The organism is Rhodococcus sp. BH5 (assembly GCF_027583855.1).
Classification (GTDB): Bacteria; Actinomycetota; Actinomycetes; order Mycobacteriales; family Mycobacteriaceae; genus Rhodococcus_F; species Rhodococcus_F qingshengii.
In genome coordinates this window covers 259,074-280,106 of record NZ_JAJHVW010000002.1, presented here as the reverse complement: position 1 = coordinate 280,106, position 21,033 = coordinate 259,074, and the positions used below count along the sequence as shown (strand labels likewise).

The following is a 21,033-nucleotide window of genomic DNA, read 5'->3' as shown; positions in this document are numbered from 1 at the left end:
TCCCTACAGAAGCCCGAACTTCCGCACTGCGTCGAGTAGCGCGTGCGGGCGTTCGGTCGTCGGCAGGGGATCGACGAGTGCGAACTGGCAACCGACGTCACGGGCAGCGCCGTCGGCGATGTCGCTGTCACCGACCATCAGAGTCTGCGCCGCATCCACATCGAGTTGTGCGAGGGCGTACTCGAAGATCGCCGGTTCGGGCTTGACTGCACCCACCTCGAACGAGAGAACGAACTCGTCGACCCAGACGTCCCAGCCGCGGTCGGCGAACGCCGGACGGATGTCGAAGGCGATGTTGCTCAAGACGGCAGTGCGTATGCCCTTCTCCGACAGTGACTTCAGGACCTCGCCGGTATCCGGGTACGGCGACCACTGATCCGGATCGACCAGCAGGGCGTAGAAAGCTTCGGCCCGAACCGGATCGGGCACCCCGGACTTACTCAACACGTCGAGGTAAGCCTGACGATGCAACTTCGGATCCCGGTCGCGGTTCTCCCACGCGTAGATCCCCGCTTCGTCCATCTCCACGGTTCTGCCCACCGGCGCGGTCATCCGACGCATCAGCTCGGCTTGAGCGTGCACGTCGAGCGGATCGCCTTGGTGATCGACGAGGTGCTCGGTCCAATCGTCGCTCTCCTCCAAACGGAAGAGGGTTCCGGAGAAATCGAACAGCGTCGCGGCGATATGTCCGTCTTGATGGGCCGTGCTGTCAGTGTTCACCTCGACAGGTTATCGGCGTCCGCTTTCCGATGCGTGATGTGAGCCAGTGCACGCGTACTTTGAGAGAGCACATTTTCCGAGGTTCCCCCGACGGGCACGATTTCGATGCCCCGGATGAACCGTATGACGAGGGGGATCCTCCGTGTCCGACCACGCGAATACACCAGACCTGACGAAGCCGTCCGGCGAAGACCCCCACCTCTCACGTCAGCTGTCCAACCGGCATATCCAGCTGATCGCCATCGGTGGTGCCATCGGCACCGGACTGTTCATGGGATCGGGCAAGACGATCTCGCTCGCCGGGCCCTCCGTGATCTTCGTGTACATGATCATCGGATTCATGCTCTTCTTCGTCATGCGGGCGATGGGGGAGCTGCTGCTCTCGAACATGGCGTACAAGTCGTTCTCCGACTTCGCCGCGGATCTGCTGGGCCCCTGGGCGGGATTCTTCACCGGCTGGACCTACTGGTTCTGCTGGATCGTCACCGGCATCGCGGACGTCATCGCGATTTCCGGGTACTTCAAGTACTGGTGGCCAGGGCTCGCGGCGTGGATTCCTGCTTTGCTGACGATCGCGGCGCTGTTGCTCCTCAATCTCCCGACCGTTCGCGCCTTCGGTGAAACCGAGTTCTGGTTCGCGCTGATCAAGATCATCGCCATCGTCAGCCTGATCGTCGTCGGCATCGTCATGGTCGTCTCCGGGTTCACGGCGCCGAACGGTGCCACCTCCGGTATCGACAACCTCTGGAACGACGGCGGGATGTTCCCGACCGGATTCATGGGCTTCGTCGCCGGCTTCCAGATCGCCGTGTTCGCCTTCGTGGGTATCGAGCTCGTCGGTACGACGGCAGCCGAGGCGAAGGACCCGGAGAAGAACCTGCCGAAGGCCATCAACTCCATCCCCATTCGTGTCCTGCTGTTCTACGTCGTTGCACTGACCGTGATCATCGCGGTGACTCCGTGGCGTGAAATCAGCGCAGACAAGAGTCCGTTCGTCGCCATGTTCACACTCGCCGGCCTCGGCATCGCTGCATCTGTCATCAACTTCGTCGTGCTGACCTCCGCGGCATCTTCGGCCAACTCGGGTATCTACTCCACCTCGCGCATGGTGTTCGGCCTTGCGCAGGAGGGCGACGCACCGAGGGCCCTCGGCAAGCTGAACTCACGCAAGGTCCCCGCGAACGCCCTGATGTTCTCGTGCATCTTCCTGCTGGCGTCGTTGATCCTGCTGTTCTCGGGCGATTCCGTGATCGAGGCCTTCACCGTCGTCACGACCATTTCGGCGCTGCTGTTCATGTTCGTGTGGACGATCATCCTGGCGAGCTACATGGTGTACCGGAAGCGTCGTCCGCACCTGCACGAGGCGTCGAAGTTCAAGATGCCCGGCGGCATCGTGATGTGCTGGGTCGTGCTCGCGTTCTTCGTCTTCATCCTCTGGGCACTGACAACCAAGGACGACACCCTGCAGGCACTTCTCGTCACGCCGATCTGGTTCGTGGTTCTGGGCATCGCGTGGGCGATCATCCGGCGTCGACCCGCTCACCGGGCACGATACGACGCATTCAAGTCAGAACTGGACGCCAGCCGACAGAACGGCGACAAATAGTTTTGGTCAAGATCGGGTAACGGTGGCGGCCGCCTTGATCAAACTGTTACATTCTTCGGCAGACAGAGGAGCGGGCTTCATCAGAAGGACGCTGCACGCCGACGACTGACGGAGTACACACTGTGGGAAACCACCACCGCACGGGCAATGACGATGTTGTCTTCGAGATCGATCCCGAGGCAGCAAGCGGCCGCCACCGCACCCCGTCGGCTGGCCCTGGTGCCGGTGTCAAGGCAGGTGTCGTAGCTGCGGCTACCGGTGCACTCCTCGTCGGTGCAGGCCAGATGGGTGCAGGAACCGCTGCTGCGGCGCCGACAACACAGACCATCGCCGGCATCGAAATCCCGCAGGGTCTGCTCCCCGAGGGCGTTGTCGTTCCGGCTGAATTGGCGGCACTTCCGGCTCTCGACATCCCCGAGCTTCCCGATTTTGCTGCCGACCTCAACACGCAGGCACAGCAGTTCCTCGCTGGGATCAACCCCGGCACCTCAGCTCGTACCGTGCAGCCGGTGTCCGGAACGCTGACCTCCACCTTCGGTTCGCGCTGGGGAGCACACCACGGCGGCCTCGACATCGCGGCTCCGATCGGTACGCCGATTCTGGCTGCAGCCGACGGCCAGGTCATCGACGCCGGCCCGGCGTCAGGTTTCGGCCTCTGGGTCCGCGTCCAGCACGACGACGGCACGGTCACCACGTACGGCCACGTCAACGACTACCAGGTCAACGTCGGCCAGCGCGTCAACGCCGGCCAGCAGATCGCCACCGTGGGTAACCGTGGCCAGTCCACCGGCCCGCACCTGCACTTCGAGGTTGCCGAGAACGGCGCAAAGGTCGATCCCGCAGCGTGGCTGCAGGCTCGCGGCGTAGCTGTCACCTGGGTCGACAACTCGTAGAAGAAACTTTCGGAGAACTGCGGTGGCGTCGGGAAATTCTTCCCGGTGCCACCGCAGTTCTCGTTTGTCGGTGACACCGGACGGATAGCCTTCAGTGACGTTGATCGTCGAAGGGGGAATGCGCAATGGGTGCAGAGGTCACGGCGCGAGAATTCACCAGAGCCGACCGTAGGCTCTTTCGTAAGAAGGTGCGCTCGTGCGTCGACGCCATGAAGCAGATGCTCGACGGTGGTGACTTCCGAGACGCCGTCGACAAGCCCGCTCCGCTGTTGGGCATGGAGATCGAGTTCAACCTCGTGACCGGCGACATGACGCCCGCGATGTCCAACCGTGAAGTGCTCGAATCCATCGACGACTCTGCGGTTTTCCAAACCGAGCTCGGACAGTTCAACGTCGAGATGAACGTCGAGCCCGGCCCACTCACCGGTGATGCGACTTTCGAATTGGAGAAGAAACTGCGGGCGTCTCTCGACGTCGCAGACGCGCGAATCCACGCGCACGACGCCGAGATGGTGATGATCGGGATGCTGCCGACACTGCAGCTCGAGCATCTCGATCGTGAGTGGATCACCGCCAACCCGCGCTACGAATTGCTCAACGAGCAAATTTTTGCCGCGCGAGGAGAGGACATCGAACTCGACGTCGAAGGTGTCGCGCTACCCGGCGGCGACGTGGAAATCCTTCGGGCCGACACCAATTCGGTGGTGCCGGAGGCGGCATGTACGTCCATGCAGTTGCACCTGCGCGTCGCGCCGGAAGAATTCGCAGCGCACTGGAATGCCGCGCAGTGTCTGGCCGGAGTACAGGTGGCGCTTGCGGCCAATTCTCCTTTCCTGGCAGGGAAGGCGCTTTGGCACGAATCACGCATTCCGATCTTCGAACAGGCAACGGACACCCGAACTTTCGAGCTCAAGAACCAAGGTGTGCGACCGCGAGTGTGGTTCGGTGAGCGGTGGATCCATTCGGTTCTCGACCTGTTCGAGGAGAATTCACGGTACTTCCCGGCGCTGCTCCCTGATGTCTCGGACACCGATCCGCTGGAAGTGCTCGCGGCGGGCGGGGTTCCGGAGTTGAGCGAGCTTCAGATGCACAACGGCACGGTCTATCGCTGGAATCGGCCCGTCTACGACTGCTCGGATGGCAAGCCGCACTTGCGTATCGAGAATCGGGTGCTGCCGGCCGGGCCGACCGTCGTCGACATCATGGCCAATGCGGCCTTCTACTACGGAACCGTTCGCGCATTGGTGAACGCGGAGCGGCCACTGTGGTCGCACATGTCGTTCCATGCGGCAGAAGAGAACCTGCACATCGGCGCCAAGTACGGACTCGACGCCACCCTGTACTGGCCGGAGATCGGTTGGGTCGGTGCCGACGAGTTGGTCCTGCGAAGGCTGCTGCCGTTGGCGGACGAGGGTTTGGCCGACTTCGGATTGTCCGCCGCGGCCCGCGATCGGTACCTCGGCGTGATCGAAGGGCGGTGCATGAATCGGCAGACCGGTGCCGCCTGGCAACGCGAGCAAGTGGCGCACGCGGAGGCCTCGGGCGCGGACCGCTCGACTGCGCTCACCGGAATGCTCCGCGGTTACGTGGAGAACATGCGGACGGGAGATCCTGTTCACACCTGGTCCTGATTGCTCTGCTAATTCTCCTATCCGTCAACAGTTTCGGGGACCTAAGTCCCCGAAATGAAGAGGGGGCGACCCCAAAAAAGCCGGACAAGTGGGATGGTTAGAGTGAAAGTGGCTCGGTTACTTCTTCAGGAAGGTGGGCACATGAGTTCACGCGAACATAACAGTGTTGTTGTCGGAGTCGAGGGTTCGGACACTGCGTCCACAGCGCTCCGCGAGGCCGCGAAAATCGCCGCCCAGCGCGAATTGCGACTCGACATCATCCACGCTCTCGACTTCGCGCCTTACGGTTTCGGCGGACCGTACGTCGACGCGGGTGGGGTGTACGAATGGGTCGAAGAGGCCGGAAAAGCGATCTTGGCGGAGGCGGAACAGTTCGCCCGTGAGATCGATCCGAAACTCGAAGTTCACACCGAAATCGCCATCGGCAGCGCAACTCAGTGGCTGATCGAGAGTTCGGCACAAGCCAGGCGGGTAGTCGTCGGAGCGTCGGCCTCAGGCAAGGCGGCGACAGCAGTCCTCGGCAATACCGCGGTCGGTGTGGCCAGTCACGGCAAGTGTCCGGTCATCGTCGTTCGGGACCGCGATGGTGCGGTGCCCTCGGAAGGACCCGTAGTGGTCGGCGTCGACGGCAGCGCGTTGAGCGCCCAGGCCGTCGGTGCGGCTTTCGAGGAAGCGTCGTTCCGCGGAGTCGAGTTGGTGGCGTTGCACGTGTGGAGTGACCTCGGCAGTGCGGCATTCGAAGACCCGAGGGCCGCTGCGCTTGCCCCGCAGTCTCTCGAAGAGGAAGAGCACGCGGTACTCAGCGAGAGCTTGGCCGGATGGTCCGAGCAATACCCGGACGTGAAGGTCCGGCGCGAGGTATACCTCGACAACCCACGCGGACGGCTGTTGGACTGGTCGGCAAAAGCGCAGCTCGTCGTAGTCGGAAGCCGTGGTCGCGGTGGATTCCGCGGCATGTTGCTCGGCTCGACCAGCAACACCCTGATCGCTTCGGCCAAGTGCCCCGTCATGGTGGTTCGCCCCGAAGAATCCTGACCTTCGACAGGCTCTCCCACTACCCCGTTCATTTCGGTCATCGAATATGAACGGGGTAGTCACATGAATGCGGACTCAGGTTCCGTAGTGTTCGATGTGAGTAAGTGTTCGATGGGAGTACCACTGCTCGTGTGCGCGTCGCACACGGCAGCAATCGTCAGGATTGGGGTTACAACGTGCGTATCGGTATGGGTTTGAACTACAGCGGCGGGTTCGCCGAAACCGTCGAAGAGGTCGGTGACCTGGAGAAGGCGGGCCTCGACATCGCCTTCGTCCCGGAGGCGTATTCCTTCGACGCCGTCAGCCAGCTCGGTTACCTGGCGGCCAAGACGTCGACCATCGAACTCGCTTCGGGAATCTTTCAGATCTACACCCGTACCCCTTCGTTGACCGCCATGACGGCGGCGGGCCTGGACTTCGTCTCCAACGGTCGCTTCGTGATGGGACTGGGCGCTTCCGGACCGCAGGTGATCGAGGGGTTCCACGGCGTCAAGTACGACGCTCCGCTGGGACGCACACGTGAGGTCGTCGAGATCTGCCGTCAGGTATGGCGCCGCGAGAAGGTCGAGTACCAGGGCAAGTACTACCAGGTTCCCCTCCCCGCCGAGAAGGGCACCGGACTCGGAAAGCCGCTCAAGCTGATCAATCATCCTGTGCGTGAGCGCATCCCGATCCTGATCGCTTCGCTCGGACCCAAGAACGTCGAGCTGACGGCGGAAATCGCCGAAGGCTGGGAACCTATTTTCTTCCATCCGGAGAAGGCAGCAAGCGTGTGGGGTGAGCCGATCGCCAAGGGCAAGGCCAAGCGCGATCCGAGCCTCGGTGAGCTTCAGGTGTACGCGTCGCCGGCACTGGCCATCGGTGACGACGTCGACCACATGCTCGACTGGGTACGCCCGAGCCTTGCGCTCTACATCGGTGGCATGGGCGCCAAGGGCAAGAACTTCTACAACGATCTCGCGGTGCGCTACGGCTACGAAGAGGCCGCCGAGAAGATCCAGGATCTCTACCTCGCGGGCAAGAAGGACGAAGCCGCCGCAGCAGTGCCGGACGAACTGGTTCGCGCAGTGTCGTTGATCGGTCCCGAGAGCTACGTCAAGGAACGCGTCGCAGCCTTCGCCGAAGCCGGTGTCACGACGCTCAACGTCACGCCGTTGGCGGCCGACCGCAACGGCCGAGTGCAGCTGATCGAGAAGTTCCGCAAGATTTGTGACTGACCCTGCTGTGCGCCTTTATTAACCGCCGGCGGTTAACAAAGGCGCACAGCAGAGCAGGTGGTTCGGGATCTCCTGCGTACGAAACCCGATTTTGGGCGCTTGTTGACAGGACTTTTTTCACTTCTGACCGGTCGGGTTCTTCACCTAACGTGGATCGAGTAGCCAGGGTTTGCGTGCGAATCCGGCACCGGTGGCCTCGTTGACGCCCGAAAGGGATGTTGGCGGGGCCGTTGCCGCAGTCCACCCGAACACCCAATGTCCGATTCGGGACTCGCGTCGGCTGATGAATCCTTTTTGCCGTCATTGGGCAATAGTGTGAGGGCGAAGAGATTCTGTGGTCGATTGTGGAGGGACGAACATGAGTGCAACCAAACCCGTCGTCGTAGCGGTAGACGGTTCGGAATCGGCGTCGTCGGCTGTCGTCTGGGCGGCGAGGACCGCGGTGGCGCTCGGTCGACCGCTCCACATCGCGACGGTGGTGCACATCCCAGCCTTCTACTACTCCGAGCCTTACCTCGCCGAGAGCTTCAAGGACGAACTGCGGCGCACTGCCACCGCTCGTCTGGACAGCGCACAGATTCTCGCGCGGCAAAGCATCGACGACGACCTCGAGATCGTCACCGAACTACTCGACGGCAGCGTCTCCGATCGCCTGATCGAATTGTCCAAGGGCGCGTACATCATTGCGCTCGGCCCTCGCGGGCACGGCGAATTCACCGGATTGGTCGTCGGTTCTGCGACGGTCTCGGTTGTCTCGCACGGCGAATCTCCGGTTGCAGTTGTCCGAGGACGGACGCTCGACGGTCGACCGCCGACCGAGGGCCCCGTCGTCGTCGGTGTCGATGGATCCGAAAGCAGCATCGAGGCAGTCGAGCACGCTTTCGAGCAGGCCTCCGCGCGGGGCGCCACCTTGATCGCCGTCAACGTGTGGAGCGACGTGAGTGTGCAGCCCTCGTTGGGCGCCACCCCCGACGACCCACTGTGGAGCAGCATCCAGACGGGTGAGGAAGTTGTCCTCGCGGAGCAATTGGCCGGATTCACCGAGCGTTACCCGGACGTCGTCGTCGAAAGAGTCGTCGCGCGTGACCGTCCGGTCCGAGTCCTGAGCGAATATGCGGAGACGGCGCAGTTGATAGTCGTCGGCAGTCGCGGGCGCGGCGGATTCGCAGGAATGCTCCTCGGATCGACCAGTCGGGCGCTCCTGCACACCGCGGATTGCCCGGTTCTCATCGTCCGGCACGTCAACAAGTGAAGAGAATGCATTCCATGAGTTCTGAGTCCACCGTCTCCGGTACCGTTCGACGTGAGATGTCTTTTGGAGGGGTTCGATGACAACGCGGATATTCCTGGTCGACGATCACGAGATCGTCAGACGCGGATTGTTCGACCTACTCGGTGGGGTCGAGGACTTCGTGGTGGTGGGCGAGGCGGCGTCCGTGGGGGAAGCGCTGGCCGCGGTACCGCAGAGCAACGCCGACGTCGCTGTTCTGGACGTACGCCTGCCTGACGGCAACGGCGTCGAACTGTGCCGAGAACTCCGCTCGATGCTTCCCGACCTCCGCTGCCTGATGCTCACGTCGTACGCCGACGACGAGGCGTTGCTCGACGCGATCATGGCGGGCGCCTCGGGATTCGTCCTCAAGCAGATTCTCGGAACCGATCTGGTCGCTGCAGTCCGCACAGTCGGGCGCGGCGGTTCACTGCTCGACAGTCGTGCAACCGAGGCGCTGATGCAGCGGATCCGCAGCGACCGTACAGCTGATCCGTTGGCCGAACTTTCCGATCAGGAGCGAGCAGTCTTCGACCTCATCGGAGAAGGGCTCACCAACCGGGAGATCGGCGCGCGATTGTTCCTCGCAGAGAAGACGGTCAAGAACTACGTGACGCGTCTGCTCTCGAAGCTGGGCATGCAGCGTCGTACTCAGGCTGCGGTGTTGGCGACCGAAATCCGTAGCGGCAGTCGCTAGGATCTAACGACCGGATTTCGGTCGATTCGAGTTGGTGCGACCGAGCGGTACTCGCCAGAGCAGGCGTGCACCGCTCGGATCGTGATTGACGATCGTGCACGTACCGCCGCAATGTTCGGCGCGGCGCTCCAGATTGTGCAGTCCACTCTTGTGGAAGTCGGAGGGGAGTCCGACGCCGTCGTCCTCGATCGTGATCGCAAATTCGAGGTCCGCGGTGACAGCGATGGTGATGTGGCGTGCGTGTGCATGCCGAAGGACGTTGCTCAACCCCTCACGCAGCACGGCTTCGGCGTGCTGGTGGATCCCGGGATTCACCAGAGTGTCGATGGCGCCGGAGAATTGGACGCTCGGGGTCACCGCGGACTGTGCGGTGGCGTCGCCGATGACATCGAGGAGGCGCCGGCGCAGGCTCGACGAATCGGTGGCTGTCGGAGTCTGCAGATCGAAGATGGTTGTCCGGATCTCGCGGACTGTCTTGTCGAGCTGTTCGAGAGATCGTTTGACAATCGCGCGCGCCGACTCCGGGAGGGTCTCGTCCGGAAGCGTGCTCTGCAGGCTCATTCCGCTCGCGAACAGTCGCTGGATGACGTTGTCGTGCAGGTCTCGTGCGATGCGGTCGCGGTCGGCGAGAACGGACAACAGGCGTTGCGCCTTTTGTTTCTCGTCGAACTCGATTGCAACGGAGCCGAGTTCGGCCATCGACTCGATCCGGGTCAGTTCGTCGTGATCCCAGTGTGTGTTGGTGGAATTCGACGCCACGATGACCGCGCCGACTACACCCGAGGCGACGCACATCGGTGCCACGACCGCACTCCCAGCCGACGGCACCAGTTCGGTGAGTGCGCCTAAAGTGGTGAGTACCTGTAGCTTTCGAGTGCTCCGCACCACGTCGAACGGATAAGTGGTCGCCGGGATTCTGACTCCACGTGACGTGGTCCGGGCGCTGGCCGCGGCGTGAACCTGTGCGTAGCCGTTCTCGCAGATCACCACGATCACGTCGTCGACGCCGGTCAGGTCCCGAACGCGACTGGCAAGAAGTTGCAGGCCGTCCTCGAGCGAGTCACCGGCCAGCAACCGCGAGCGGATGGCAGATGTTGCAGTGAGCCATCTTTCACGAGTTCGTGACTGCTCGAACAGTCGGGCGTTTTCCACAGCGATACCGGCTGCGATGGCGAGGGCTTCGAGAATGACCTCGTCTTCCTGGGTGAACTCGGCTTGTCCCCGTTTCTCGGTCAGGTAGATGCTTCCGAACACCTTTCCCGCATCATGATCGGCGCTCCGAGGAAGCTCTCCATCGGTGGATGATTTGCGGGGAATCCCACCGATTCGGGATGGTCGCCGAGATGGGCCACACGCAAAGTCTGCGGGTGATTCATCAGAACACCCAGCACGCCATGACCTTCGGGGAAATGTCCCATGGTCGCGCGTTGGGACCCGGAGATTCCCTCGTACACGAATTCCGAGAGCCCGCCCCCCGGCGCCGCGACCCCCAGGGCGCCGTAGCGGCAATCCAGAACCGTTGTCGCAGAGGTGATGATCCGTTGAAGCGTCAGGTCGAGGTCCAGGCCGGAGCCGACCACCAGGACCGCCTCGAGCAGGCGGTGGAGTGTCGGTATGTCGGCATTGGAATCGCCCAGGCGGTCGAGCAACTCGCCGAACGTACGTGCCGGACTGTGACCCGAAGCTTCGACCATGGTCGAAGCATATCGCCTCACCGAACGTCAGCTCTCCTGGCGGCGACCTTCCCACCACGACGACCAGTGATGCTTGATCTCGTCGAACTCGTCATCGCTCAGGTCGTAGGTGGTCAGCAGGATGGACATGCCTCCGTCGGGCCGCTGCGCCGTCACCGACTGGGTGGCGACAGACAGCAGGCCAGGGCCGAGATCCTCGACTGTCAGCCCGAATTGGTGGTCGGTGACGTAGTCGACGACGCCTTCGAAATAGTCGCCGGGAGCGATTGTCACCGCGTACCGACTTCCCGCTTCCAATTCGATTTCGGTGAGCCCGAGGACGCTTGCCACGTTCTCACCGGGGAGCAGAAGGCCGTCGAGATAAATGGTTTTACGCTCGGCCAGTCCGTGGTGCTCCACTGCGAATCTGAGCAGCTGGAGGAATGTCGTCCAGCCCTCGGTGATGTCGTCGTACCAGTCGTCGTCGGCAGATTTGGCCGGCCGATCGATGCGGACGACCGTCTTGCCGTCCTGTTCGCGAAGTGAGAAACGGTCACCGTTTCCGAGTTTCAGCGTCAACGCTTCGGGGTCGGCCTCAGCGGTGGAGTAGATCTGGGTGATTTCGTCGTCGAGTCCGTCGTACTCCCAGCCGAACCAACGTCGAATCAGCGACGGGTCGCGCAGCGCGGGCCAGAGTACGGACGGGGCTGCGACGACGGACACTTCGATCACGGTTTCGCTCACGCGGAAGACGCTACCGATTTCAGCCCTTCATGGCGACGGTCAGTAGAAATGCAACGTCTTCGAGCGCTTCGACGCTGTGCCGGTCGGCCGGGACGGTCAGGAAATCACCCGTGGATCCTTTCCACTGGTCGCTCCCACATACAAGATTCAGCTTCCCGCTCAGTACCAACAACGTGGCTTCGCCCGGACTGTCGTGTTCGGCGAGGCTCTTGCCGGCGCTCAGCGCGATCACCGTTTGTCGCAGGCTGCGCTGGTGGCCGCCGTAGACGGTTTGTGAACTGCGACCGCTGGTCGCCGAGCCCGCCAGTTTCAACTGTTGGCGAGCGAGAGCGGTCAGTGACTTCTTGTCCATCGAAGACCTCTCGGAAGCGGTGAATGTCCTTCTTGGAGTATGACCGACTCACTCGCGAGGTGCCTCGTTATCGGCGGAAGTCGGTCAGCGCGTGTACTCCAACCAGCGGAAGCGCAGGCCGCTCTTCTCCGAGGTCTGCCAGGGCTCGTCGGATTTCAGGTTCCATTCGGGGCCGATCTCGGGAGCAAAAGCATCGCCGGCGATGTCGAGGTCGATCTCGGTCACCAGTAGATGCGTTGCGAATGGCAGTGCAGCCGAATAAATTTGCCCGCCACCGACGACGAAGACGTCACCGTCCGGCAACGCCAGGGCGTCGTCCAGCCTGTGGACTACCTCGGCGCCTTCGGCGTGCCATTGCGGATCGCGTGTGACGACGATGTTCCGACGCCCGCTGAACGGACGGAACTTCGATGGAATGGAGTCCCAGGTGCGCCGCCCCATGATTACCGGATGGCCCATGGTGACGCGTTTGAAGTAAGCCATGTCCTCGGACACGCGCCACGGGATCGAGTTGTCGGCGCCGATGACGCCGCCGTGGGCCTGCGCCCAGATGAGGGTGACTGTGCGATCGGTCATCGTCAGACCGCTACCGGTGCTTTGATCGCGGGGTGGTGCTGGTAGTCGACGATCTCCACGTCCTCGAAGGTGTAGTCGAAGATGGAGTCGCGCTTGTTCAGCTTCAGGGTCGGCAACGGCAGCGGTTCGCGGCCGAGCTGCTCGGTCACCTGGTCGACGTGATTGTCGTAGATGTGGCAGTCGCCGCCGGTCCAGACGAACTCGCCGACGTCGAGTCCGGCCTGCTGGGCCATCATGTGGGTGAGCAGCGCGTAGCTGGCGATGTTGAACGGAACGCCGAGGAACATGTCGGCGCTGCGCTGGTACAGCTGGCAGGAGAGCTTGCCGTCGGCGACGTAGAACTGGAAGAAAGCGTGGCACGGCGCCAGGGCCATCTGCGGAATGTCGGCGACGTTCCACGCCGAAACGATGATCCGCCGCGAATCGGGGTTGGAGCGCAGAGCCTCGACGGTCTGCGCGATCTGGTCGATGTGCTCGCCCGAAGGGGTGGGCCAGCTACGCCACTGGACGCCGTAGACGGGGCCGAGTTCACCGTTCTCGTCGGCCCACTCGTCCCAGATGGAGACGCCGTGCTCGTGCAGCCACGCCACGTTGGAGTCGCCGCGCAGGAACCACAGGAGTTCGTTGACTATCGACTTGAGGTGGACCTTCTTGGTGGTGACGAGCGGAAAGCCGTCGGCAAGATCGAAACGCATCTGGTGACCGAAGATGCTGCGGGTGCCGGTTCCGGTTCGATCGGATTTGGCGGTACCCGTCTCCATGACGAGCCGGAGGAGGTCTTCGTAAGCAGTGGAGACAGTCACGGGAATCAGTCTAGGGCCTGCCTTGCCGTGCGCCTTTATTAACCTCCGGCGGTTAATAAAGGCGCACGGCAATATAGCCTCGGCACATGCGCGAACTCTTGGTGATCGGTATCGGTGCTGGTGATCCCGACCAGGTGACGGTTCAGGCGATCAAGGCTATGAACAGGGCCGATACCTTCTTCATCATCGGAAAGGGTGACGAGAAGCAGGCCCTGGTCGACTTGCGCACCGGCATTCTCGACGAGCACGTTCACCTCGACTACAAGGTGGTCGAGATCACGGACCCGCCGCGGGACCGAACCCCCACCGATTACGAGGGGGTTGTCGAGGACTGGCACGAGCGTCGGGCCGCGAAATTCGAAGCGGAATTTGCGGCCGAACCTGGCGTCGGCGCGATTCTCGTCTGGGGTGATCCCTCCCTCTACGACAGCACTCTGCGGATCGTCGAGCGCGTGCTCGCTCGCGGGAGAGTTTCGTTCGACTACTCCGTCATCCCGGGAATCACCAGCGTGCAGTCGCTGGCTGCACAACACCGAATCGTCCTCAACCGAATCGGCGAACCCATCCACATCACGACCGGCCGCAAACTGGCCGAGGGATTGCCCGACGGCGTGGACAATGCCGTCGTGATGCTCGACGCGCATTGCACCTTCACTCAGGTAAGCGAAAACGACGCCGAGATCTGGTGGGGCGCGTACCTCGGGACCCCGGACGAGGAGTTGATTTCCGGCAAACTGCGTGACGTCGAAGATCGGATCGTCGCTCGCCGGGCGGAGTTGCGTGAGAAGCACGGTTGGATCATGGATACGTACCTCGTTCGGCGCTGACAACCGACCCTGGATTTGCCGCCTCGATCCTGCACTCTTGATCCCGAACGGCGGTCTGCGCACCTATGATCTGCGCATGACATCGTTCGGGCAGGACCGACTGCAGTCGATTCTGCCCGCGCCGCGTGGCCGTGAAAAATCAGCTGTGAAGTCGGCTTTCGACCTTCTGGTTCAGTGGTATCGGCGTCCTGATCAATTCGACAGTTTCAATCGATACCTCGCCACGAAGGGCCTGGAGCTAGCTGTCCGATTGCTGGTCATCGGCTCGCTGACGACGGTCATCATTGCGATGACTCTGCTGCGCTTCAGCGACGCTGGCGTGCACAACCACGTCACCAGCGTCGTCAACGCCGTTATCATCGCCGTCACGATTGCGGTGATCGTGCTCTTCTGCCTTCTGCCCGAAATCACGCGTCGGTGATCGTACTTCTTTGTCGCCTACTGCGAGGTCGGCGTATTCGTCGGTGTGTTCTTGAACAACGACCCTTTCATCGGGTTGATCCAGTGTGTGCTCTTCGTACTGATCGGTGGTTACATCGCGTACTTTCACAACGCGAGACTCCAGGCGGTTCACATCGCGCTGTCCATCGTGGTTCTGGCAGTGGTCGGCCGAAAGGTTGCGGTCTACGCGGATCTTGCGTTGGCCACAGCACTGTGCCTGATCATCGCCACCGGGATCGTGGTCATCCCGTTCGCCTGCCAGTTCGTCCTCTCACTTCTCGGCTCCGACGCGGACAGTTCGGATGTGGATCCGTTGACAGGGCTTCTGAATCGGCGCGGGCTGCAGCGAGCTGTTGTCGAAATGGGGGCGACGGGGCATGCGTCGAGCAAGTCGTCGTATGTCGTCGCGATTGTCGATGTCGATTCGTTCAAGAGCGTCAACGACTCACAGGGGCACGAAGAAGGCGATCTCGTACTTCGCCAGATTGCTGATCGACTGCGGTGGTGCGGCGGCGAGAAGGCGCTCTTCGCCAGATTCGGTGGGGACGAGTTCGTGTTGGTAGACACGATAGACGTCGGCGCAGCGCCTGCGTTCGAAGACAATCTGCGAAGGCACTTGCGAATCGACGATCGTGATCCGGTAGTGACCACCAGCGTCGGAGTCGCGATCACCTCTGCCGAATGGTCGTCGATTATTTCCGACGAGGAGTTGACGGAATTGTTTCGAGTAGCCGATGCCTCGATGTACCGCGCGAAGGCCGCCGGCGGCGATCAGGTTGTGATGTGGGACGGCAAACAGTGAAAATTGTCTGATTGCGGGGAGTTGACTGGATTACCCTGACCCTATGGAATCTGCCGAGAGTGTTGAGCGTTCGGACGCCGTGGCGTCTCGACGACCGCTCTCGGGTCCCGCGTTCCGGCTGATCTCTTCTCAACTTGTCGATTGGTATCGGCGTCCGGACCAATTCGACACCTTCAATCGCTATCTCGCGGACAAAGGGTTGACCGTCGCCTCGCGGTTTCTCGTCGTCTGCTCGTTGGTGCTGGTCACCGTGATCATGTTCCTCACTCGCTTCAGTCCACAGGGACCGACCACTTCGCACGCGCGCACCGCGAACGCAGTCATCATGGTCATAACCGTGATGATGGCCGTCGCCCTCTCGACGAGGCGCAATCTCTCCCGTTCCTGGTCTTACGCCTTTGTGCTCTACTCGGAAGTGGGAATAGCGGCCGCAATGCTGCTGTACTCCAATCCACTTGCAGCACTGGCACACGCCGTGATGTTCTCGGTGATCGGCGGATACATCGCGTTCTTCCACAATGCTCGAATACAGAGCCTTCACATGTTGTGGGTATTCGTCGTGGTCATCGGCATCGTGACACGTACGGCCGTGGTCGAAAACGATGTGGATACTCCGGTTCTGGTCGCGTTGGTAGTACTGGTCGGCGCGGCAATCTACGTGATTCCCTTTGCCTGTCAGTTCATTTTCTCCATCCTCGGCACCGACGCGTTGAACTCGCAATTGGACCCACTGACGGGACTGCTCAACAGGAGGGGACTGGCCGACGAAGTGCGACTGTTGCTGGAGCGGTCGTACACGCACTCGGCGCTCTTGGTAGTCGCCGCCGTCGACATCAATCGATTCAAGGCCATCAACGACGAGTACGGACATACCGTCGGTGACGCTGTGATCGAAAAAGTCGGATCGAGACTGGTCGAATGCGCCGGCCCGGCGGCCTTGATCGCACGGATAGGCGGCGACGAGTTCGTCATCGTCGATTCGGTCGATCAACGCTCGTTCCATCGACTCGAACATGAGCTACTCCGTTCGACGATCACCTCGCCCGATCATCCCGAGGTGGCGATGAGCGTCGGAATCGCGAAGATCGCAGGGCCTTTCGAATCAGCGGATGATGCGCTGGTCGCCTACCCGACTCTGCTGCGGCGAGCGGATCGGGCGATGTACTCCGCGAAGGCACGCGGTGGGCATTCGGTGGTGCTGCAGACGGAAACGGACTGAGCGCGCTGTGAGTGTCCGTGGTCGGCGTTAGTCTGTTGCCATGCCTGAACTACCCGAGGTGGAAGCGCTGGCAGGGTTCCTTCGTCAGCACGCGGTCGGCGCAGTGGTGGGACGCGTCGACATCGCTGCATTGAGTGTGCTCAAGACCTTCGATCCGCCGATCACTGCTCTGCAGGGGCGTGACGTCACGGGCGCCGCCCGCTTCGGGAAGCATCTGGCTCTGGATTGCGACGGGTTGTGGTTGGTCACGCATCTCTCCCGTGCCGGCTGGATGCGCTGGCTGGACAATCCATCGGCGACGCCGCCGAAGCCGGGGAAGGGGCCGTTGGCGCTGCGCGTTCATTTCTTCACACCCGAAGGGTTGACGCCGGCATTCGATCTCACCGAAGCCGGCACCAAGAAACGCCTCGCCGTCTGGGTCGTGAACGATCCGCAGGAGGTTCCGGGCATCGCCCGGTTGGGGCCGGACGCGATGGCCGTGACCGAAGCCGAGTTCGCACAGATTCTGGGCGGAACGTCGGCGCGGATCAAGAACTCGATAGTCGAGCAGTCGTTGATCGCCGGTATCGGGAACGCCTACTCGGACGAGATCCTCCACACCGCGAAACTCTCGCCTTTCGCGACCTCGTCGCGGCTGACGCCGGATCAGATTTCGACGCTGTATGCCGTGATGCGATCCACGCTGGCCGACGCGATCGAGCGTTCGGAAGGTCAGGACGCGGCCCGGCTCAAAGGTGAGAAACGCTCGGGGATGCGAGTGCATGCTCGTACCGGACTTCCGTGCCCGGTGTGCGGTGACGTCGTACGCGAAGTGTCGTTCGCGGAGCGCTCTTTTCAATACTGCGCGACGTGCCAGACCGGCGGTAAGCCGTTGGCGGACAGGCGAATGTCGAAACTGCTCAAGTAGCGAACTGCGCTGCGAGTAGTTCGACGAACTCGCGGGCGAGCGCCGACGAATGGGTGGGTTCGGTGATTGCGTGGACGATCCGATGCGGCGCATCGGTGATCGGAATACAGACCAATTCGGGGTGCAGGGCGCTCATGGACCGGGGGAGCAAACCTACGCCCAGGCCGTTGGCGGTCAGTGAACAGATCAGGTCTACCGAGTTGGCTTCAAGTGTTTTTCCCCGAGGGACCTGTGATTCGGCGAAGGCTTGGTCGGTTTGGACACGGGCCTCGCTGCCGGAGGCGAAGTCCACGAGAGTGTGATCGCGTAGGTCTTCGAGCCTGATCGACGAAGCCTGGGCAAAGGGATGGTCAGGAGCAACGAACGCTGCGGTGGGTTCACTCCACAGCGGCGCGGCGGCAAAGCTCTTGGGTAGGCGACCTGCGGCCAATCCGACAATGCCGACGTCGATTGCACCGGACCGGACTCCTTCGATAACTACTTCACTGCCGTACGGTCGCGCGGTGATGTTGATTGCAGGGTGGCGCCGTGTCAGATCTGCCAGCGCGCGTCCGACGTCGACGCGCCCCGCCGAGGTGATGGTGCCGACCGTCAACCGCACTTGCTCGTTGCTCCGTGCGGAGACATCACTGACGAGTCTCGACACGGCGCCGAGTACCTCGCGGGAGCGGGCGACAAAAACCTCGCCTGCAGCAGTCAGGCCGACGTTTCGGCTGTTCCGGTTGAACAATTCGACTCCCAGTTCCTTTTCGAGGTCTCTGATCTGGGCACTCAAGGCGGACTGGGAAACGTGCAACCGCGACGCTGCTCGGCTGAAGTGTCTGTCTTCCGCGACTGCCAGGGCGTAGCGGATGTGACGTAGTTCCATTGCACCAATCTATCGTTTCTGGAGATAGATCATGCATATCTATCTATTGGACGCGCGTCGGTGTAGGCGGTCATGCTTGACGACATGATTTCAAGCGACGCGCGTCCGAGGCTCGGACTACCGATAGTGCTGCTGATGGCTGCAGCGACGGGCCTGTGCGCGGGCGGTAACTATTTCAACCAGCCACTCCTCGATTCCATCGCAGATCACCTGAATGTGTCGGCCTCCGCAGCGGCCGCGACGGTGACCATCGCGCAGGTCGCGTATGCACTCGGATTGATACTTCTGGTTCCGGTGGGCGACATGGTGGACCGACGCAAGCTGACGGTAGGGCTCATGCTGCTGGCGGCGACCGGTCAAGCGGTCAGCGGATTTGCGCCCAACTTTGCCACGCTGGCAGTGGGAATCGCTGTCGCTGGCGTCTTTTCGGTCGCCGCCCAGGTGCTGATTCCGTTTGCCGCCTCGCTGGCCGAACCTGAGAGGTCCGGTCAGGTGGTCGGCACGATCATGAGTGGACTGCTGATCGGAATCCTGCTGGCGCGCAGCGTTGCCGGCGTCCTCTCCGGATTGGGAGGTTGGTCGACGGTATACAAGGTTGCGGCGGTGCTGATGGTGGTGATGGCCGTGGCATTGTGGCGATCTCTGCCTTCCGATTCCGCAGATCGCCCGAAGGCAAGCTACCGCGCAACGCTCGCTTCGGTAGGGAAGTTGGCTGCGACCTTGCCGCGCCTGAGAACCCGATCGGCCATGGGCGGACTGGCTTTTGCTGCTGTCAGCACCGTCTTCACGACGATGGCCTTTCTTCTGTCCGGCGAATTCGGCTACAGCGACACTCAAATCGGCTTGGTCGGACTACTCGGTGTGGCGGGAGCTTTGATGGCGACGGTGGCGGGCAGACTGGCCGATCGGGGATTGGGTCAGCTGGCGACCGGCGGCGCCATCGCGATTCTCTTGGTGTCGTGGCTTCCCTTTGTCGCCGGTGCCACCCACGTGGTGTGGTTTCTCGTTGCCATCGTCCTTGCCGACCTCGCGCTGCAGGGAGTGCACGTCAGCAACCAGAACGTGATCTACGCCCTTGTCCCCGAAGCGCGTTCGCGTGTGAATTCCGTGTACATGACCACCTACTTCGTCGGTGCTGCCGTGGGCTCGGCGGTGGGGTCAGTGGTGTGGAAGTCGTACGGCTGGAACGGAGTATGCATCGCCGGGTTGGTCTTCTCCGTTGCAACGGCGATGGTGTGGGTGCATGATCGCCGACTGGAGACGGCTGAACTGCGAATCCCGCAATCCCCTGTTGCAGTGGGGTAGGCACCCACACCTTCTCGGCTCCAGCACCTTTCAGATTTCGGCACCGTCCACCAGGATCTTGCCGACGCGTTCGGGATAGTACGACACGTGGTCGTCGATCCCGGACGCTTCGGCGGTAGTGAACGGATAGAACCACGCCAGATCCTCGATCGGAGCGAGTTCGGTTGTGCCGGTGAACGACAGATACGACGCAGTGCCCTTGTAGGGGCAGGCCGTGGTGGTCGGGGACGGCGCAAAGTACTCGCTGCGAACGTCGATTCTCGGAATGTAGTACCGCGTGGGCAGTCCGGTTTCGAAGAGCAGTCTGGGTCGTCTCGTCTCGGCGACCAGTACGTCGCCGACAAAGACCTGGACGTGGCGGGACGAGGGGAGTGCGTCGATACGTACGTATGGATCGCGGGCGTGGACAAAGACCTGTTGATCCTCCTCGTACCAGGCGTCCATGCGATCCCAATAGAATGCGACGTACTCACTCAGATCCAGGGAACCGTCGAACTGTTCAGGGTAGGTCCAGACGGCGTCCTCGGCCCGGCGATCCCCGATCTCGATCGTCCAGTAGGTGGCGTCACCTTTCCATGGGCAATGGGTGGTCGTCGACGTCGGGACGAGGAATTCGGTACGAACGTCCGCGAGGGGGATGTAGTACATCGGCAGGCGGCCGCGTTCGAAAAGGTATACCGAACGAGTGGTGTCTGCGACGGCGTGACCAGCGAAGAAGGCTCGAATTCGGCGGGGGTTCGGCTCCAGTGCGATCCGCCCGTTGGAAGCTGTGATCTGTGTGTCTTCTGCGTGAGTCAGTGCTGTGGACATTCGCGAATGCTCCTGAGATCGGCAGGGTGGTCCTTCCCATCCTGCGCCCGGCAGCAGTTATTTGACAGGTTGGAGTCGAAATACGCGGATCTGGCGCCCGAATGCTCGATCGGCGTAGGTTTCGTACGGCGGCCACGTGGTGGTCGCGAGCTCCCACAGCTTCTTACGCGTGGCGCCCTCCGCCAGACTCGCACCGACCGGTATTTCGACGCCCTTCACTGTCACGATTGCGGTGGGGTTTGCCATCAAATTGAGTGTCCATGCTGGATGCGTATCCTGCCCCCAGTTGGAACCGACGACGACAAACGCATCACCGTCGGGTGCGTACAGGAGTGGCGTGGTGCGAGAACGGCCGGTCTTACGGCCCGTCGTGGTGAGCAGTAGCTGAGTCACGGTGTTCTCTCCGACCAGTGAGAGCTTGCCTCCCGACACTCTCTGCACTGCTCGATCGAGCGGAACCAGATCCTTGCCGAGATCCGAGAACCATTGTGTATGGCCGACATTGCGCATCAATGACCGGTAGATATTGCGCATCGGACCCCTCGCATTCTCGGCACTGTTTCGAGGCTGGTGCACCTCGACTCGAAAGAGTCTGCCACGTCTGGTCACAGATACCTGAGTCCCAAGGTCCCGAAAG

Annotated in this window: 21 protein-coding genes and 1 pseudogene; 13 read left to right on the top strand and 9 right to left on the bottom strand. The window is 61.9% G+C overall.

Annotation, left to right across the window (positions count from 1 at the left end):
• Positions 1 to 3 precede the first annotated feature (3 nt).
• A complete protein-coding gene (locus RhoBH5_RS07610; RefSeq protein ID WP_007727677.1) occupies positions 4 to 720 on the bottom strand; it encodes an HAD family hydrolase in 717 nt (238 codons plus the stop codon).
• Between the two features lie 142 nt (positions 721 to 862).
• Between RhoBH5_RS07610 and cycA the strand changes: the two genes are divergently transcribed.
• From cycA to RhoBH5_RS07575, 7 genes are all read left to right on the top strand, one after another.
• Positions 863 to 2,326, top strand: coding sequence for a D-serine/D-alanine/glycine transporter (gene cycA, locus RhoBH5_RS07605; RefSeq protein ID WP_003946351.1), 1,464 nt, complete (start codon positions 863 to 865; stop codon positions 2,324 to 2,326).
• 122 nt (positions 2,327 to 2,448) lie between these two features.
• Positions 2,449 to 3,219, top strand: a complete 771-nt coding sequence (locus RhoBH5_RS07600; RefSeq protein ID WP_221741763.1) for a M23 family metallopeptidase — start codon at positions 2,449 to 2,451, stop codon at positions 3,217 to 3,219.
• Between the two features lie 125 nt (positions 3,220 to 3,344).
• Positions 3,345 to 4,850 (top strand): glutamate-cysteine ligase family protein, encoded by a 1,506-nt coding sequence (locus tag RhoBH5_RS07595; RefSeq protein WP_050654664.1) that lies wholly within the window; start codon positions 3,345 to 3,347, stop codon positions 4,848 to 4,850.
• 141 nt (positions 4,851 to 4,991) lie between these two features.
• Positions 4,992 to 5,885: a universal stress protein gene (locus RhoBH5_RS07590; protein WP_007727672.1), complete on the top strand. Its 894-nt coding sequence runs from the start codon at positions 4,992 to 4,994 to the stop codon at positions 5,883 to 5,885.
• Positions 5,886 to 6,061: 176 nt separating this feature from the next.
• Positions 6,062 to 7,102, top strand: coding sequence for an LLM class F420-dependent oxidoreductase (locus RhoBH5_RS07585; protein WP_007727670.1), 1,041 nt, complete (start codon positions 6,062 to 6,064; stop codon positions 7,100 to 7,102).
• Positions 7,103 to 7,460: 358 nt separating this feature from the next.
• Positions 7,461 to 8,354, top strand: coding sequence for a universal stress protein (locus RhoBH5_RS07580; RefSeq protein WP_003946389.1), 894 nt, complete (start codon positions 7,461 to 7,463; stop codon positions 8,352 to 8,354).
• A 76-nt stretch (positions 8,355 to 8,430) separates the two neighbouring features.
• Positions 8,431 to 9,069: a response regulator gene (locus RhoBH5_RS07575; RefSeq protein WP_003946380.1), complete on the top strand. Its 639-nt coding sequence runs from the start codon at positions 8,431 to 8,433 to the stop codon at positions 9,067 to 9,069.
• A 3-nt stretch (positions 9,070 to 9,072) separates the two neighbouring features.
• On the opposite strand, the pseudogene RhoBH5_RS07570 reads toward RhoBH5_RS07575, so the two are convergent.
• From RhoBH5_RS07570 to RhoBH5_RS07550, 5 genes and pseudogenes are all read right to left on the bottom strand, one after another.
• A pseudogene (locus tag RhoBH5_RS07570) lies at positions 9,073 to 10,763 on the bottom strand (GAF domain-containing protein).
• A 27-nt stretch (positions 10,764 to 10,790) separates the two neighbouring features.
• Entirely contained in the window at positions 10,791 to 11,486 is a 696-nt protein-coding gene (locus RhoBH5_RS07565) for a hypothetical protein (RefSeq protein WP_042921344.1), read from the bottom strand.
• 19 nt (positions 11,487 to 11,505) lie between these two features.
• Complete coding sequence (locus tag RhoBH5_RS07560) at positions 11,506 to 11,838, bottom strand: cupin domain-containing protein (RefSeq protein WP_003946336.1); 333 nt, start codon at positions 11,836 to 11,838, stop codon at positions 11,506 to 11,508.
• 84 nt (positions 11,839 to 11,922) lie between these two features.
• Positions 11,923 to 12,414, bottom strand: a complete 492-nt coding sequence (locus tag RhoBH5_RS07555; RefSeq protein WP_047272583.1) for a dihydrofolate reductase — start codon at positions 12,412 to 12,414, stop codon at positions 11,923 to 11,925.
• 2 nt (positions 12,415 to 12,416) lie between these two features.
• Positions 12,417 to 13,217: a thymidylate synthase gene (locus tag RhoBH5_RS07550; RefSeq protein WP_064443891.1), complete on the bottom strand. Its 801-nt coding sequence runs from the start codon at positions 13,215 to 13,217 to the stop codon at positions 12,417 to 12,419.
• An 86-nt stretch (positions 13,218 to 13,303) separates the two neighbouring features.
• On the opposite strand from RhoBH5_RS07550, the gene cobF reads away from it, so the two are divergent.
• From cobF to RhoBH5_RS07525, 5 genes are all read left to right on the top strand, one after another.
• Positions 13,304 to 14,044, top strand: coding sequence for a precorrin-6A synthase (deacetylating) (gene cobF / locus RhoBH5_RS07545; RefSeq protein ID WP_003946376.1), 741 nt, complete (start codon positions 13,304 to 13,306; stop codon positions 14,042 to 14,044).
• A gap of 76 nt (positions 14,045 to 14,120) precedes the next feature.
• Positions 14,121 to 14,465, top strand: a complete 345-nt coding sequence (locus RhoBH5_RS07540) for a hypothetical protein (protein WP_270008119.1) — start codon at positions 14,121 to 14,123, stop codon at positions 14,463 to 14,465.
• A 51-nt stretch (positions 14,466 to 14,516) separates the two neighbouring features.
• Positions 14,517 to 15,287 (top strand): GGDEF domain-containing protein, encoded by a 771-nt coding sequence (locus RhoBH5_RS07535; protein WP_270008118.1) that lies wholly within the window; start codon positions 14,517 to 14,519, stop codon positions 15,285 to 15,287.
• Between the two features lie 43 nt (positions 15,288 to 15,330).
• Positions 15,331 to 16,506: a GGDEF domain-containing protein gene (locus tag RhoBH5_RS07530; RefSeq protein ID WP_073512717.1), complete on the top strand. Its 1,176-nt coding sequence runs from the start codon at positions 15,331 to 15,333 to the stop codon at positions 16,504 to 16,506.
• 40 nt (positions 16,507 to 16,546) lie between these two features.
• Positions 16,547 to 17,413: an Fpg/Nei family DNA glycosylase gene (locus RhoBH5_RS07525; RefSeq protein WP_007727653.1), complete on the top strand. Its 867-nt coding sequence runs from the start codon at positions 16,547 to 16,549 to the stop codon at positions 17,411 to 17,413.
• Here the strand turns inward: RhoBH5_RS07525 and RhoBH5_RS07520 are convergent.
• Positions 17,406 to 18,281: a LysR family transcriptional regulator gene (locus tag RhoBH5_RS07520; RefSeq protein WP_073512718.1), complete on the bottom strand. Its 876-nt coding sequence runs from the start codon at positions 18,279 to 18,281 to the stop codon at positions 17,406 to 17,408. The two genes, RhoBH5_RS07525 and RhoBH5_RS07520, sit on opposite strands and share 8 nt — an antisense overlap.
• Positions 18,282 to 18,353: 72 nt before the next feature.
• Here RhoBH5_RS07520 and RhoBH5_RS07515 point away from each other — a divergent pair, with 72 nt between their 5' ends.
• On the top strand, positions 18,354 to 19,586 hold the full coding sequence (locus RhoBH5_RS07515) for an MFS transporter (protein ID WP_030534893.1): 1,233 nt from the start codon (positions 18,354 to 18,356) through the stop codon (positions 19,584 to 19,586).
• A 30-nt stretch (positions 19,587 to 19,616) separates the two neighbouring features.
• On the opposite strand, the gene RhoBH5_RS07510 is transcribed toward RhoBH5_RS07515, so the two are convergent.
• Together RhoBH5_RS07510 and RhoBH5_RS07505 are read right to left on the bottom strand one after the other, a co-directional pair.
• The gene (locus RhoBH5_RS07510) at positions 19,617 to 20,396 is read right to left on the bottom strand and encodes a DUF427 domain-containing protein (RefSeq protein ID WP_270008117.1); all 780 of its coding nucleotides are present in this window, start codon (positions 20,394 to 20,396) and stop codon (positions 19,617 to 19,619) included.
• A gap of 57 nt (positions 20,397 to 20,453) precedes the next feature.
• Complete coding sequence (locus RhoBH5_RS07505) at positions 20,454 to 20,930, bottom strand: nitroreductase/quinone reductase family protein (RefSeq protein ID WP_003946395.1); 477 nt, start codon at positions 20,928 to 20,930, stop codon at positions 20,454 to 20,456.
• Positions 20,931 to 21,033 lie beyond the last annotated feature (103 nt).